General features: G+C 42.1%; 13 protein-coding genes. 6 read left to right on the top strand and 7 right to left on the bottom strand.

Annotation, left to right across the window (positions count from 1 at the left end; translation table 11 throughout):
• Positions 1–12: 12 nt before the first annotated feature.
• Genes CHA01nite_RS10885 through bamG form a run of 3 tightly spaced genes read right to left on the bottom strand, consistent with a single transcriptional unit; the run spans position 13 to position 2,940 of the window.
• The gene (locus CHA01nite_RS10885) at positions 13–1,056 is read right to left on the bottom strand and encodes an anhydro-N-acetylmuramic acid kinase (protein WP_146941376.1); all 1,044 of its coding nucleotides are present in this window, start codon (positions 1,054–1,056) and stop codon (positions 13–15) included.
• A 2-nt stretch (positions 1,057–1,058) separates the two neighbouring features.
• On the bottom strand, positions 1,059–1,649 hold the full coding sequence (locus CHA01nite_RS10880; protein WP_373869027.1) for an LPS export ABC transporter periplasmic protein LptC: 591 nt from the start codon (positions 1,647–1,649) through the stop codon (positions 1,059–1,061).
• A 4-nt stretch (positions 1,650–1,653) separates the two neighbouring features.
• Positions 1,654–2,940 carry a BamG family beta-barrel-assembly machinery protein gene (gene bamG, locus CHA01nite_RS10875; RefSeq protein WP_146941372.1) on the bottom strand — a complete coding sequence of 429 codons (1,287 nt, stop codon included), beginning with the start codon at positions 2,938–2,940 and terminating at the stop codon, positions 1,654–1,656.
• A 708-nt stretch (positions 2,941–3,648) separates the two neighbouring features.
• On the opposite strand from bamG, the gene CHA01nite_RS10870 reads away from it, so the two are divergent.
• The 5 genes from CHA01nite_RS10870 to CHA01nite_RS10850 all read left to right on the top strand — a co-directional run bounded on the left by CHA01nite_RS10870 (position 3,649) and on the right by CHA01nite_RS10850 (position 11,408).
• Positions 3,649–4,767, top strand: a complete 1,119-nt coding sequence (locus CHA01nite_RS10870) for a DNA polymerase III subunit (RefSeq protein WP_146941371.1) — start codon at positions 3,649–3,651, stop codon at positions 4,765–4,767.
• A gap of 1,327 nt (positions 4,768–6,094) precedes the next feature.
• Positions 6,095–6,721: a TetR/AcrR family transcriptional regulator gene (locus tag CHA01nite_RS10865; protein ID WP_146941369.1), complete on the top strand. Its 627-nt coding sequence runs from the start codon at positions 6,095–6,097 to the stop codon at positions 6,719–6,721.
• A complete protein-coding gene (locus tag CHA01nite_RS10860) occupies positions 6,705–8,015 on the top strand; it encodes a TolC family protein (RefSeq protein ID WP_146941367.1) in 1,311 nt (436 codons plus the stop codon). The genes CHA01nite_RS10865 and CHA01nite_RS10860 overlap by 17 nt, the downstream gene beginning before the upstream one ends.
• A gap of 19 nt (positions 8,016–8,034) precedes the next feature.
• Positions 8,035–9,138 carry an HlyD family secretion protein gene (locus tag CHA01nite_RS10855; RefSeq protein WP_146941365.1) on the top strand — a complete coding sequence of 368 codons (1,104 nt, stop codon included), beginning with the start codon at positions 8,035–8,037 and terminating at the stop codon, positions 9,136–9,138.
• Positions 9,139–9,833: 695 nt separating this feature from the next.
• Entirely contained in the window at positions 9,834–11,408 is a 1,575-nt protein-coding gene (locus tag CHA01nite_RS10850) for a DHA2 family efflux MFS transporter permease subunit (protein WP_146941363.1), read from the top strand.
• A 438-nt stretch (positions 11,409–11,846) separates the two neighbouring features.
• On the opposite strand, the gene CHA01nite_RS10845 is transcribed toward CHA01nite_RS10850, so the two are convergent.
• Positions 11,847–12,668 carry a vWA domain-containing protein gene (locus tag CHA01nite_RS10845; protein ID WP_146941361.1) on the bottom strand — a complete coding sequence of 274 codons (822 nt, stop codon included), beginning with the start codon at positions 12,666–12,668 and terminating at the stop codon, positions 11,847–11,849.
• Between the two features lie 643 nt (positions 12,669–13,311).
• On the opposite strand from CHA01nite_RS10845, the gene CHA01nite_RS10840 reads away from it, so the two are divergent.
• Positions 13,312–13,866: a DNA-3-methyladenine glycosylase I gene (locus CHA01nite_RS10840; protein ID WP_146941360.1), complete on the top strand. Its 555-nt coding sequence runs from the start codon at positions 13,312–13,314 to the stop codon at positions 13,864–13,866.
• Positions 13,867–14,156: 290 nt separating this feature from the next.
• On the opposite strand, the gene CHA01nite_RS10835 is transcribed toward CHA01nite_RS10840, so the two are convergent.
• From CHA01nite_RS10835 to CHA01nite_RS10825, 3 genes are read right to left on the bottom strand one after another with little or no spacing between them, the layout of a single operon-like run.
• Positions 14,157–14,531, bottom strand: a complete 375-nt coding sequence (locus CHA01nite_RS10835) for a glyoxalase (protein ID WP_146941358.1) — start codon at positions 14,529–14,531, stop codon at positions 14,157–14,159.
• A 26-nt stretch (positions 14,532–14,557) separates the two neighbouring features.
• A complete protein-coding gene (locus tag CHA01nite_RS10830) occupies positions 14,558–14,899 on the bottom strand; it encodes a hypothetical protein (RefSeq protein WP_146941356.1) in 342 nt (113 codons plus the stop codon).
• 19 nt (positions 14,900–14,918) lie between these two features.
• Positions 14,919–15,419 carry a DUF2199 domain-containing protein gene (locus CHA01nite_RS10825; protein ID WP_174771817.1) on the bottom strand — a complete coding sequence of 167 codons (501 nt, stop codon included), beginning with the start codon at positions 15,417–15,419 and terminating at the stop codon, positions 14,919–14,921.
• Positions 15,420–15,560 lie beyond the last annotated feature (141 nt).

Raw genomic sequence — 15,560 nt, 5'->3', positions numbered from 1 at the left:
CCAAACTTTCTGTCAGACAATCATCCCGGAACAATGATCCCGTGAGCTTCCTGTTGCCGAAGCCAGCACATTGATTTCGTTATTCAGTCGCAGGACTCCCATAAAAGCGAAAATCAAAGCCTCCTTGTAATCGATGATGTTTTTTCCGGGAATGATAATTTCGGTATCTGTTTTTGATTTAATTTTTCCGATTAAATACGAATTGTAGGTTCCGCCTCCCGTAAAGAGTACTTTTTTCAGTCGGTTTTCATTCAGGACTTCCGAAATCTGTACGGAAGCATGTTCGGTAAAGGTTGCCAGCAGATCCAGGGCTCCAACGTTTTTAAACAACGGGAAAATATATTCGTTGCACCATTCGATGCCCAGGGATTTCGGAGGAGACTGCCGGTAGTAGGGCAGTGCATCCAATTCGTTTAGTAAAGCCCGGTTAATTTCTCCTGCTCCGGCAAGATCACCGTTTTCATCAAAATTTTTATTGAATTGTTGTGCCAGTGTATTTAAAATAATATTTACCGGTGCTATATCAAATGCGACCCTCTTCTGATTTCTGGTCATTGAAATGTTGGAAAAGCCGCCAAGGTTGATGCATGCATCATACTGCTGGAATAAAAGCTCGTCCCCTATCGGTACCAACGGGGCTCCGTTGCCGCCCATCAGAACGTCCTGGCTCCGGAAATCATAAATCACCGGCAGATTGGTTTCCAGTTTTATAGCCTTGCCATCCCCGATCTGCAGGGTGAATTTTTTGTGTGGCTGATGAAAGACCGTGTGTCCGTGGGAAGCGATCAGATCGATGCCTGTAAGCTGATGTTTTTCAATAAAATTTTTGACGGATCTGCCTAGGTAAAAGCCGTATTCAGAATGCAGTTCAAGCAGTTCTTCGGCAGAAAGAAAGATGGAATTCCTGAGTTTCTTCTCCCATTCCTGAGAATAGGGCAGGGTCTCCGCTTTCAGGATCCCGAAACTCCAGTGGTGGTGCTTTTCAAATCTGGCCAGGCAGATATCCAGTCCGTCAAGGCTTGTTCCGGACATCAGTCCGATGGCGTGAAAGACCATGGTTATTTTTTGTTTGGGGAGATTTCAGGAGCGGCAAAGTCTCCGGAGTTCTGGAAGAATACATATTCCGAAAAATCATCTTTGGCGCGCATGCCGTGGGCACCGATCAGCGTACTGCCATCCTTTCTGGTTACATATACCGTATCGCGGGTGTAGATGCTTTTCTTGATCTGATCCCAGTACACGCTCTGCATGGCAAATTTATCGCCTTCATTGGTAGTGATCCTAACATTACCTCTGGCTTCGTAAAACTTTTTATAATCGTAAAACCGGGCATATTTTGCCTTGATGGTTCCCGGAATTTTCGGTTTTTTCTTATCAAAAAACTGGATGTCGATCCCCTTTCTTGCCACGGTGTAAGGGCTGTCGATCAGCTCATATTTTTCAATGATCGGGGCCTTGGCTTTCATACTGATAAACCCTGAATCCCGTTGGATAATATAAGCATTGTTGATAATTTGTGAAGCGAAGTTTTTACTTTGTTTGGAATTGTTTTTCGTAAGGTCTTCTTCACAGGAAGCCATAATAAAAAATATAGCACAACTAAAAAGGTATGCTATATTTTTTTTATGGAATATGTTTTTAAAAAACATCATATTAGTTGTAAAGTGTTTTTCTGAACCATCGATCGGCAAAATTGAAACCAACCTTCAGATTGATAAAGTTCTGGTTGATGAGGTTGTTTTTCACCGTTCCTCTTTTCCCCAGTTCCAGACCAATTTCCAATCCGCTCATCCTGGTAATGCTGCTGTTTTTGAATGGAAGAAGAACACCGCCGGATACCCCGAATTTATTGATGTTCTGTCCTGCGATCTGCAGATTTCCTTTTTCATAGAAGGCGCCGTACCGGTAAACGATTCTGGAAAAATAACTCCTGAAATTATTGTAGTTCGGCAGATACCATCCTCCTGCAGAAATCCTGTAGGAATCCTGCAGATCCAGGGTGTTTCCGAAATAGGCAATGCTTTCGCCTTTTTTATAGTCTCCTTGTACCGAAAGGAACCACTGGTTCTCCTCGCCGTAACCCACCCCTACGGAAGCCTGCATCGGAAGAAGGTTCTTGGATTTCGTGCTTCTCTGTTCAATGATGCTTTCGTTGCTTTTGGTGGTAGCCGCCGCATCAGAGTAGAAATAGGTACTGTTTACATAATCCGTAGTCATGTTACTGGTATTCCCGAAAGTCGTGGTAGCCCCGATGGTAAATTTACGGTCGGTGCTGGTATTCAGGTTCTGGTAGCTTGCCCCTAAGGTGAAATTGAAGTTGTGGATGCTGTTTCTGGTTTCGTATCCGTTGATCAGTTCAGCATTGGACTGGGCGAGTTCATTCAGGTCGTAAAGGTTCCCGAAATAATAGTTGGCTCTGGCTCCGACAGCAAGTTTATCCGTCACCTTATAGCCTAAAGCGATCTGGGCGGTATTTAAAGTTCCGCTTCCTTTAAACCGGTTGTATAGCGTAACTCCTGTTTCCTGATTTTCATCTTTATGCAGGATGTTATAGCTTTTTGAGCTGTACGGCTGATAGGAAATTCCCATTTTCAGCTTCGGAGACAAAGGAAAAGCCAGTGAAATATTGGATAAATACGTAGAATGCTTGGTCGCCTTCGTATTGTTGTAATCTGTTTTAAAGTAATTGTTCTCGTTGGTTGCTTCCAGTTTGATGCTGGTTAGCTCGAAATTGGCGTTGTTTGCAGGGTTTGCAAAGTTGAAATTACTTGTAAAATCGCTTATGAAAGCGGTGGATATACCTCCCATCGAGGTCGTTTCGATCGTATTATCATATTTCACATCGCCGATTCCGTAAGCCGCATAAGGTGAATTACTCAGGTTCTGCGCATTAAGGAAATACCCAACCGATATGAATGATAGTACAAAGATTTTTTTCATTCTTTATTTTTAAAATAATGCGCAAATATCTTAAATATTAATGAATTGTAAAAATTATATGAGGTTAAAGTTTGTTAAGGCAAAATCAGAGGGAAAACGGCCGCTTGTGTTGTGAATGGGCAATGGTGAATAGTGAAGGGGCAATCCGCTTCGCTCGTCAATAGTAAATGATCCATTCCTTTGGGTGAATAGTGAATAGTGAATAGTGAATCTGTTTCGCTCGTCAATCTTTTTTACACATGAGGTTCGCCATTGTCTTGCGGCAGCAAAATTCCCCATTGACATGTTGTGAATGTCGAATTTCCTGCGCCGGTCATTTGATGAAATCTCTCAAAGCAGGTTTTAATCAAAATAAGACTCGCTTAAACCCTTAACCGCAATTTCCCTCCGGAAGCCGCAGAAGTGGCGAATATTTCAAAAGAATTTTTGATGGGGCGGTTTTTTGCACCGCATACCTTTAAAGTAAATGGTGAGTGGTCAATTCGCCGCACTGGTCAATCTTCTTCATGCATAAGATTGTCCATCCACTTGCGGCGGCAAAATTCACTGTTGCCTTAATTGAAATGGTCAATTCCTTCGGGTCAATAGTCAATCTTCTTTACTTGTCATCTTCCAGCGTATGAACATTCACCATTCACTCGCAACGCGAAATTTTCCATTCCCTAAAATTGACATGACAATAACCTACAATTTTTTTATCTTTGGGCCATGAATTGGGAGAACATCGCCGGACAGGAAAACCTGAAGAAACTTCTCAGAGACAGCATTGCCGAAAACAGAGTCAGCCACGCCCAGCTTTTCACGGGAAAAGAAGGGTACGGAACGTTGCCGATGGTTCTGGCCTATGCCAAAGAAGTCCTGAGCCGAGAGAATGAGCATGCCGCTTCCAGAGTAGAACACCTCAACCATCTCGATCTGCATTTCAGCTTTCCGGTGTTCACGGACAATAAAAATTCTTTAAGTAAAAATAAGTTTGAAGAATTCCGGGAAATGATATTAAAATCTCCTTATGCAAGCTATGACGACTGGACGGCTTTTTTACAGTCGGAGAACAAGCAGCTGTTTATTTCCGCCGACGAAATCGATGACCAGAACCAGAAGTTTGCCTTGAAAAGCTATGAAGGCGGAACCAAGATCCTGATCGTGTGGAGAGCCGATAAAATGAATGTCGCGGCCGCCAACAAATTTCTTAAATTCCTCGAGGAACCGCCTGCCAAGACCGTTATCCTGCTTACGGCGGAGTCAGTAAACGATATTTTGCCTACCATTCTTTCCAGGACACAGATCGTGGAAGTTCCGAGGATTACCGATGCCGACCTGGAAGCTTACCTGAAAAAGAATTTCAGCACCGATGATCCGAAGATCAAAGAAGTCGTTCATGAAGCGCAGGGTGATTTGAATGACGCCCTGAAACTGCTCCGGTCGGGAAGCAAGAACGAAGAATTTGAAAAGCTGTTTGTGCAGTGGGTACGGGATGCCTTCATGGTAAAAAAGAAACCGGAATTTTTAAGAAGCATCATCCTTTGGGCCCGGGAAATTGCCGGCTGGAACCGCGAAAAACAAAAGAACTTTTTAAATTACTGCTCGGAGATTTTCAGGCTGGCACTGCTTCAGAATTACCAGTCGGAAGAATTGGTGTATAAGAAGATCAATGCCAACGGTTTCAACTGGGCCGGTTTTTCAAAGTTTATCTCCGGGGCAAATATTGAAAGCATTCTGGAAGAAATCAGCACCGCCGATCTGCATTTAACCCGTAACGGCAATCCGCGGATTGTCTGGACAGACCTGGGGATCAAGCTTTCACGGTATATTCACAAGAATTCGTAAACAGCAGTCATTCGAAATTGGCGGACAGCCTGTTTTTTTGTCAGTTTTATCAACAATATCCCAAAATCTTTTTTGATTTCAGGGCATCTTTTCTTTTAACTCACAAAAGCAAAGTTGCATAGTGTGAAATTAGGTAAATGAATAAACCGTCAGGTTTTGTAAAGGCCAATTTAACATGAGTTCGACCGTATCAACATCATATTCAGCCGATTATTTAATTCAAAAATAAAAATGAAAGTGATTCAGTCGGGATTTTAAATAATACTCATTTTACCGGAACAAATACACGGTTTATGCTTCTGATAGGATTTTATCCTATCATGTACTAAGCCGTCCTTTCAGGATTTAAAACAAGAGAAATCCCTCCCTGATAAAAAAAAGGCCGGTTATTCAGGATTGAATAAGAACTCCTCTGGTAAAGCGATAACTTATTCAGTTTAATGATCAGGACCTTTGATCCTATGCCTGACAAGAGAAACTTCCGGCATCCGGCTTCCCTCTTCCAGCCTTTATTTACGGTTTGTACCTCGAATTCACGTTAATTTAATACTAAAAGCATTTTCTTTTATTCCTGAACAATTTTAAAAAGAGAAAGGCAAATCGGATAGACCATACTTTTATCTTTAACGTAAATCCTGCTGTATTTGGCTTATATTCAAATGGTTAATTGATTCAAAAGCTAAATTAAGGCTCATTCAATTCAGGATGTAAATAGAATGACTCCGTAGAATAAATCAATGGTCCATACTTCTGGCAGGATTTTATCCTACCCTATAACAAGCCGTCCTTCCGGAACTTTAAGCTACTACAAATTTATCGTATTTGATTTGTATTCAGTCTTTTATTTAATTAAAAATAAAGACGATTTGAGCCAGTATTAAAGAAAAACTTCCTCATAGAATGACAAATGTTTAGTTTGACTGTCAGGACCTCCGATCCCGTTTCTGACAGAAAGAACTTTCGGCATCCAGCTTCCCTCTTCCAGCCATTTCATCCGAATTCTACTTTGAGTTCACGTTAATTTTTAGTAAAAGTCAATATCATTTTTTTGGGATTAGGATCAGGAATAATCAAAATGACATCAATTTAAGCGTACAGGCTGCCAATGCGGTTTTTTCAGACCTTAAAAATGATATGATATAACTCATAATTGCCTTGAAATTCCGGTCTATTATAATTATTAATTTTTTGAATAGTTTATAAATATCTGAATATCAATCGTTTTAATAATTAAATATTAAAAATACATTAAAAAATCAATCAATCGTTTGATTTATTCGGAATTGGTCGTAAATTTGCAACGTCAAAAAAATGAGAACGTATTAAGATGATTTCAAAAGAAGATAATATATTGTTTGCCGCCGAAAAGCTTTTTGCAGAGAAAGGTTTTGAGGGAACTTCCACCCGGGAAATCGCAAAGGCAGCCAATGTAAATATTTCGATGATTTCCTATTATTTCGGTTCCAAGGAGAAGCTGTACGAGAAATTGGTGGAATACAGGATGGATGAAGGGCAGTTTTTCTCCAAAGATATTCTGGAAAGGACGGACATTGATGACTGGGAAAAAATAAATAAGATCGTCGACCAGTTTGTAGGCAAGATCAGACACCAGAAATGTTTTTACAGGATCATGCAGCGGGAACAGCTTTATACAGAAAATCCCCATATTGTGGAACTTCTGAAGCAAGCCAAACTGGGATTTATCGCGATGTATTCCAAAATACTGGAAAGCGGTCTGAAGAACGGGATTTTCACTAAGAACCCTCCGATCTACCTTCTGCATTCTACGATCAGCGGAACTTTATTCTATGCCTTCAATGCCAAGGAAATGTATAAGGAATTCCTGAATGACACCAATGATGAAACCGTTTTCGATGAAAAGTATTACACAGAACTTAACACACATATTAAATACTTACTTAAAGACCTTTTAGGTTATGAAGAAAATAAATAACTCCGTCCTTGCGCTGGCCTTGTTTGTAGGAATGGCAAATGCCAATGCCCAGGAGAAAAAAACACTTACCCTCGATGAAGCCGTACAGCTCGGTATTCAAAACAGCAAGAACCTGAAAATCGATGCCGCCAAAATCGAAGAAGCCACCGCAGATCTGCTTGCGGCTAAAAACAGGCAGCTGCCCGAGCTTTCCGTTTCGGGAAGTTACCTGTATCTTCCTTTAAAACCGAATGTGAACATCAAGCTTCCCGGTGTTGCCGGCGGAGGCCCTGAAATCCATCAGGTAGCTTACGGATCAGCAAATCTGAGCATTCCGATTTACAGCGGCGGAAGAATAAAATACGGGATCGAATCGGCAAAATATCTGGTCGAAGCTTCAAAACTGAGCACCGAAAGTGACAAGGTAGCGATTGCGTACAATGTTGCGCAGGCCTACAACAACCTGTTCAAAGCCAACCAGTCGATCAGGGTACTGGAAGAAAATCTTTCTGCCTCCCAGAAAAGGGATGAAACCTTCCTGAAGCTCGAAAACAATGGGGTCATTGCCAGAAACGACCGGTTGAAAGCCAATCTTCAGACTTCGAATATTGAGCTGCAGCTGCTGGAAGCCAAAAACAATTATAATATTGCCAACATCAATATGGACCTGCTTCTAGGGCTTCCGGAAACAACGGAAATTGAAGTGGACCAGAATTATATCGAGGAAGGTACCGATGTAAGACCTGTTGACTTTTACCTCAGTGAAGCCAGGGAAAACCGCAAAGACCTTCAGGCTCTGGATAAGCAAAGACAAGCCGCTGCCCTGGGAACCCGATCGGCAAAAGCAGAAAACCTGCCGTCCATTGCCTTTACCGGAGGCTATGTGGCTGCAGATATCCCTAAATTTTTAACCCTCTATAATGCAGTGAACGTCGGTGTCGGAATTTCCTACAACTTATCTAATCTGTGGAAAGAGAATTCTTCCCTGAAGCAGTCCCAGGCAAGAGAGATGCAGCTGGCCGCCAATAATGAATTGCTGAATGACAACATCAAGCTGGACGTGAACAGAGAATATCAGAATACGGATTATTCTAAAAAGAGAATTGCCGTTTTCGAAAAATCTGCCGAGCAGGCCAATGAGAATTACCGGATTACAAAGAATAAATACGACAATGGGCTGGCAACGATGACCGAGCTCCTGGATGCCGATGCCGCACAGATTGCCGCCAATGTAGGGGTGATTAATGCAAAAGCAGATGCTGCACTGGCCTACCGGAAATTATTACAGACTACAGGAACTTTAACAATTAAATAAATAAAGAACGAAACCCAACATGGAAAATAATACGACCCCAGCTACTGAACCTAAAAAGAAGAAAAGCCTAGTCTTTCCTATTATTTTGGCAGTTGTCCTGATTGGCGGAGGAATCTACGGATACAACACGTACACCTACGGACAGTCGCACGAAGAAACCGACGATGCACAGATTGCATCCAACCTTGCCCCGGTGATTTCAAAGATTCCGGGATATGTAACGGAAGTAAAGGTAAAAGACAATCAGTTTGTAAAAAAAGGAGATACGCTGATTATCCTGGACAGCAGAGATCAGAAACTGGCTCTGGCACAGGCTGAAGCAGCTCTGGCGACGGCAAAGAGCAATATTTCGAATGCACAGGCGAGCACGACGGCAACTTCCAAAAACATCGGTTCGTCCCAGGCAGCCGTTACGACAGCGAATGCACAGATCGAAGCTGCAAAGGTAAATGTGTGGAAAACGTCTCAGGATCTTAAAAGATATGCAAACCTGGTAAAAGACCATTCGATTACGGAACAGCAGTACGAGCAGGCACTGGCTGCAAAACAGACGGCCGACAGGCAATTGCAGGTTTTGATCGACCAGAGAAACCAGATTGCCCAACAGACTAATATCGCTTCCTCACAGACGGCAGCAAGCTCCCAGCAGATCAGCGTGGCTGGCTCCGTTGCGAAACAGAGGGAAGTGGATGTGGAAAATGCCAAACTGAATTTATCGTATACGGTAATTTTAGCACCTGAAGACGGGTATGTAGGAAAAGTGCCGATCCAGGCCGGACAATATCTTCAGGCCGGTTCTCAATTGTTTGCATTGGTGAAAAATGACCAGAAATGGGTTGTGGCCAATTTCAAGGAAACCCAGGTGGACAAAATGGTAGAAGGACAGAAAGTGAAAATTGAAATCGATGCTTTTCCTGACAAGGAATTCGAAGGAGTGGTAAGCTCTTTCTCTCCGGCAACGGGAGCAACCTTCTCCATCCTTCCTCCGGATAATGCCAGCGGGAACTTCGTAAAGGTTGTCCAGAGGCTTCCGGTGAAAATCAATTTCGTAAACCTTGATAAAAATATCGCCCAGAAACTCAGAACCGGGATGAACGTAAAAGCAGAGGTATCATTAAAATAATAAAACTTAAAGTGAATTGTCAATGCTGCAGATGAGGTTGATCGTAAGAGAAAATGAAGAGGCAAAATTGACTGTGAAATGGAAGAAGAACCATTGACAATTCCTTTATTACCATAAAATAATTTATAAGTGAATTGTCAGTTTGCGGACGAAGGTCAGAATGATGAGGATTTGAAGAGGCAGACTGATGATGCGGGAGCTGGAGAACGGAAGCAGCCGGTGAGGTGGAAATGATGCGGAAGACTGATGATGAGGAGGAAAGCGGTGCCTGAAGCAGGGTTCCTGATGATGCCGGGATAGAAGGAGAGGAACCGATGATGAAGAGGAGGCCGCATGAAAACAAATCAGTTATGCAGGGAGAATATGAAGCAGAGGCTGTCATGAAGAGGCTTGAAGAAAGATTCCGTCTGGATGCAGAAGATTAATGAAGCAGTACTGACAACCATGCTGATGAGCTAATGACAATTCACTTTTATAAAAATACCATTAAAATACGGGAGGTCAGGAGATCCGGATCTCAATGACTGAAATTAAACCTTAAGATTTAAAGTTAGGAAGAGCGAAGATCTCTAAAAATCAAACTCAGCCTGAATCTCAATCTCATTTAAAACAGAATGAAGTTAGTTCGTTACTCCTTGTTCTGATCAGAAATTTCCGGATCTTATGATCTCCTGATTTTTAATACCGAAAAAACTATGCAAGATTCATTAGTAGAATATGGAGCCCGAAGGGTAATCATTACGATTACGGCCATCCTTTGTGCCCTGCTTGAAATTGTGGACTCCACGATTGTAAATGTTGCCCTTAATGAAATGAAGGGGAACCTCGGGGCCACCCTTTCGGAAGTGGGCTGGGTGATTACGGCGTATGCGATCGGGAACGTAATTATTGTACCGATGACAAGCTGGCTTTCCCAGCAGTTCGGACGGAGGAATTACTTTGCCGCATCCATTATTATATTTACCGTGTTCTCCTTTCTCTGCGGAAATGCAACGAATATCTGGGAACTGGTATTTTTCCGTCTGATGCAGGGAATCGGAGGAGGTGCGCTTCTGGTAACTTCCCAGACGATCATTACGGAGTCGTATCCGGTGGAAAAAAGAAGCATGGCGCAGGCCATTTACGGTCTGGGCGTTATTATCGGCCCTACGTTAGGTCCGCCGCTTGGAGGATACATCGTGGATAACTTCAGCTGGCCGTATATTTTCTACATCAATATCCCGATCGGGATTGCGGCAACCTTAATGACCCTGCAGTTTGTACGGAGCCCGAAATTTGCCGAAAAAAGAAAAGCTTCCGATGTCGACTGGCTGGGGATTGCCTTGCTGGCAGTAACCGTAGGATCGCTGCAGTATATTCTTGAAAGAGGGCACGAAGAAGACTGGTTTGCCAGCGGGTGGATCGTTGCGCTGACCACATCTGCTGTTCTGGGATTTATCCTGTTCCTCTGGAGGGAGCTTACCTTCAAATATCCCATTGTGGAACTCCGGGTTCTCAAAAACAGCAATTTAAGGATTGGTACCGTGATGTCCTTTGTCTTGGGATTCGGTTTATACGGCTCAACATTCATCGTCCCTTTATATACGCAGAGTATTCTGGGATGGACGGCCCTGCAATCAGGTGCACTGATGATCCCGGCCGCACTGACGACCGCTTTCATGATGCCGATCATCGGACGGTTGCTGTCCAAAGGGGCCAAACAGCAGGTACTTGTTTCGCTGGGACTGTTCATCTTCTTTATCTACAGCTTCTGGGGCTATAAGATCCTGACGCCTGATACCGGCAAAGATGCCTTTTTCTGGATGCTGATTGTAAGAGGGGCCGGTCTGGGACTCTTATTTATTCCGATCACCTCACTGTCTTTAAGTACGCTGAAGGGCCAGGAGATCGGCCAGGGTGCTGCCTTTACCGGGATGATGAGACAGCTGGGCGGATCTTTCGGAATTGCCGGAATCACGACATTCATTGCCAATGCGAGCCAGAAATACAGGGTAAACCTGATTTCCCATCTCGATGAAACGGATCTTGCCGTTCAGCAAAGGCTGCAGGCCCTGAAAGGAAGCTTTATGGCTAAAGGAATGACGCCCGACGCCGCCATGAATGCCGCTTATAAAATGCTCGACCTCTCCGTCACAAAACAGGCCACCGTACTTTCCTATATGGATGTCTTCCTTTATCTCGGAGTGATCTTCCTGATCTGTATTCCGTTCATTCTTTTCGTGAAAGAGCGGAAAAGCAAGGAAAAAATAGATCTAAGCGGTGTACACTAATTAACGTGAACTCGACGAAGAATCTGGATGGATAGGCTGGAAGCAGGAAGCCGGATGCCGGAAGTTTCTCTTGTCAGACACAGGATCAAAGATATTGATTATCAAATTGAATAGGTTATCGCTTTATCAGGGGGGCTTATTAAATACTGAATAGCCAGCCTTGTTTTTTTTCAATCAGGGGGACGGATTCATATTATTTTAACATGAGTTCGGCTTAATACAGGATAGGATGAAGTCCTGTCAAAAGTGCGAACCGTTTATTTGTTCCGACAAGGTGAGTGGTATCCAAAGTCCCAACTGAATCAGCCTCATTTTTATTTTTGAATTAAAGAATTGACTGAATACGAAATCACTACGATCGAACTCACGTTAATTAAGTATTGAAATAATGAAAAACCTCCCGTCCGGAGGTTTTTGTTTTTTAATACGATGAGAAATTTATTTTTCAAACAGGATTTTCAGGCTGTCATTGGTTCTCTGGATTTCCTCATAGATTTTACTTAGTTTATTCTCATTGATTCTCGCTGTCTTTTTTGCAGGTTTTGATTCTTTTGGTTTTTCAGAAATGAACCGGATGATGTCAAATTCCATCAGTTCCTTTTTGGTATAGAATACTTTAAAATCTCCTCCGGTTTCTGAGGTTATTTTCCTGATCAGGATACGGTCTATCGGCTCTGCTTTCACTTTGGCGAACTGGATGTTGCCATTCAGATCCATCGTGCTGGGCATCATCACGGAGTCTTTTGCCGTAATGACCACCGCATCGATTCTTATATTTTTTCCGGCAGCATCATCCAAAGCAAGCTGGTACGGATAAGATTTTAAATTTTCTTTCCCGTCGGTAAAGAGGATCATCGTTCTATTACCGGACTGATTTTTAAGGGAAGCGATTCCGTTAAACAGGGTATTGGAAAAATTGGTTCCCGGTATCATTTTCATAATTCCACGGTCAAGTTTATCAACGGCTGACAACAATTGGTTTTTATCTTTCGTCAGCGGGCAGAGCAGGAAAGAATTACCGGCAAAAACCACAATCGAGAAAGCCTGATTTTCTTTTTTCTTTTTAATCAGGTTTACGATAACTTCCTTCATCGTGATGATCCTGTTGGGTTGAAAATCGGGGGCCAGCATCGTCAGGGAATTATCTACCAGTAAGGCAATATTTTCCTGGGGAATATGTTGAGGCTTAATCAGATGTTGATTTTCCTTTTTATCACAATTAATCAATAAGAAGAAAAGCAAAAACGCAAAATACTTCATGGTTGGTCAAATCTTAATTCCATGCGAAAATAATGCTTTTCGATAAAGAAACCGGTTAAATTTTAAATGGTTTTAATATGAATGTGACCTGAAATTAAATCCGGTTAAAACTATCGGAAGAGGTAGGATAGCGGCAGGACCGTTTTCTATTATTTACCTATTAAATATTTGAATGGCTTGCTTTACAACGTGCAGGAGGAAATTTCTTGAAGCCATGATCTAACTGGATTTATTTTTAACTAATTGAATTTAAGTTAAATGTCGAGGATATCTGTCTGGTGAATTGACAGCTTCGTAATGTCTCCTGATGAAAAATATCTGTGTCGTCAATCATCGGAACTCCGCACTCCCGGAACTCCGGAGGATCCCTGTTTTTTCAAAATTTCCATTAAAAAAGATGCTTAAAAATTTCCTGCCGGGCTCTATTAAAATTTAACCGGATATCATCACACTCATTTTTTTAATCGATTAATTATAGGATTGGCTGAGAAAACTTCCGGCATCCGCTTCCCGCCACTTCATCCAGATTCCACATCAGGCTTCCATTATTCTTAAATAACCGGCCAAAATTATTGTATTAAAATTTCCTTCTGCCATCCCCTTGTCATTATCCGTCTTATCTTTGCATCATAAAAGAACCATTATGAGCTATTGCACCGTTATCGAAACCATGCAGCCCGAAAGCAGACGGGCTCTTCACCAAAACTACCACGACCATTATTACGGTTTTCCGATTCATGATGACAACGAACTGTTCGGAAGGCTGGTGATGGAGATCAACCAGGCAGGGCTGAGCTGGGAAACCATCCTGAAAAAGGAGGAGGGTTTCAGAAAAGCGTATGACAATTTTGAGATAAAAAAGGTTGCAGCGTATACCGAAGCCGACCGCGAGCGGCTGCTTGCCGATCCGGGGATTATCCGAAATAAATTGAAGGTAAACGCCGCCATCGAAAATGCCAAAACCATTGTCGGACTGCAGCAGGAATTCGGTTCGTTCGAGAAATGGCTGGACCATCACCATCCGAAAACATTGCCGGAATGGATGAAGCTTTTTAAGAAGACCTTTAAATTCACCGGCGGGGAAATTGTCAACGAATTCCTGATGAGTACCGGTTACCTGAAAGGCTGCCATCCGGAAAGCTGTCCGGTGTATCAGAAAGTGCTGGAACAGAATCCCAAGTGGCTGGAAGGAGCATAGGCTGGAAGAGGGAAGCGGGAAGCGGGATGCTAGAAGGTTATTTTGTCAAAACAGGATCAAAGGTTTTCTCATCAAACTAAATAACATGAATTAAATCGTAACTGATTTTTTTTTTCAGTAATATATAGGTGTTGGGGTGAGTGCAGGATCTTATAAAGTTTTTTTAGATTTATCCAAGAAAATTATTTTGATATCCAAGCCACCAGAAGTATCTTAACTGAAAAACTTCCAGCATCCGGGCGCCCTCTTCCAGCCCTTTAATCAGGTTTCTACTCCGAATTCACGTTAAATTAAATGAGTTCCCATTGACTTTTAATCCTTTCCGTAAGCATCGAAATAATTCTTTTATTAGATGATTTGGTATCGGAAAGATAGATTTCCATTTCTTCCGGAGTCAGCATGCCGATGGTTATTCCGATCATCGTATTTCTCAACGCGTTATCTTTCTGCAGGCTCTGATCGATGAAATTTATTTTCTGTTCCTTTTTCAGCGTATCAAAATCTGAAATTTTACGCAGCGCATAATCTTTAAAGAACATCAGGTACATCTCATTCTGCAATTTCAAAACAGGACGGAGCGTCTGGTTCTGGAATGTTTCTGTTGCGCTGGTGGTGTCAAACAGAGGGAGATCCAGTATATCTCGTAAATCGGTTTTAGTAATCATTAATAGAAGTATTTAAACTTTAAAATTTATTTCTGGTGCCAATTCAGTCCGCAGTATCTGCATTGTCTCGCAGCGGGGGGGCTTGCCAGCTTTCCACAGTTCGGGCAATTGTTGAAAAAAACCTTTTCGGATGTCTGTGCGACGATACGCTTGGCCGCATTGATTTCAAACTCATCATAGCCATTTTCGAGCAGATGACCGGTTTCAGCCGTATGACGGATCCAGCCTCTTTCCGTCATGATTTCTCTCAGCTTTCCATTATCGGAAGATTTAGACAGATACATGTGATTTTGTGAGGCTGCTTTTTCATCATCCGTCATAAGATGGCCGAAATAGCGGATAATATATTTTACCGTTTCCTGATCCATGAATTGAAATCTGTTTTTTTTATTTACTCAACACAAAGTTGATTCTTCTCTCTGCTTCTTCTTTTGAAATTCCCTTGTAAAAATCTTTCACAAAGGGATGATCATGGCTTTCATGAGGATAGATAAAAGGTCTTCCCATTTTGTTATTGATAAAAACATCAGTCGGAATAGCATTGCTGAAATCATAGTCAGGAAGGTAATTTGCCAACCATCCGAAACATCCGCTTTCAAATTCTTTATGATCATAATTTTCTACGTAATTCTCAAAACTTTTTTCGCTTAAAGAGACCCATATCCCATATTCGAGATTCTGACAATCATCAATTACTTCCTGCACCAGAACAACCCTGATAAAATAACAGGTTTCATCCAGGTACCGGATAATGCAAAAATCGGATGTTAATTCGGAATTCTTTATTTCATCTTCCGATAAACCGAAATAGGGATATGGCGCAGAATAGGCTATTGCAGGCCAGTCTTCCTTTTGTTCGCCACAACATGGGCAGATGTATTTTATCATTGTCTTTTAATAATTTTTGAACTGAGAATTTGTTTATCTTTTGAAATAACTTTAGAAATATACATCTTATATATGATATGCTGCAACATTAAAGAGGCCGTTGCCACAATTTGTGAGAACTGCCTCTGTTTAATTTTAGTC

The organism is Chryseobacterium hagamense, assembly GCF_007991455.1.
Classification (GTDB): Bacteria; Bacteroidota; Bacteroidia; order Flavobacteriales; family Weeksellaceae; genus Chryseobacterium; species Chryseobacterium hagamense.
The sequence above is the reverse complement of the archived record's forward strand: the minus strand, read 5'-3'. Positions and strand labels throughout refer to the sequence as shown.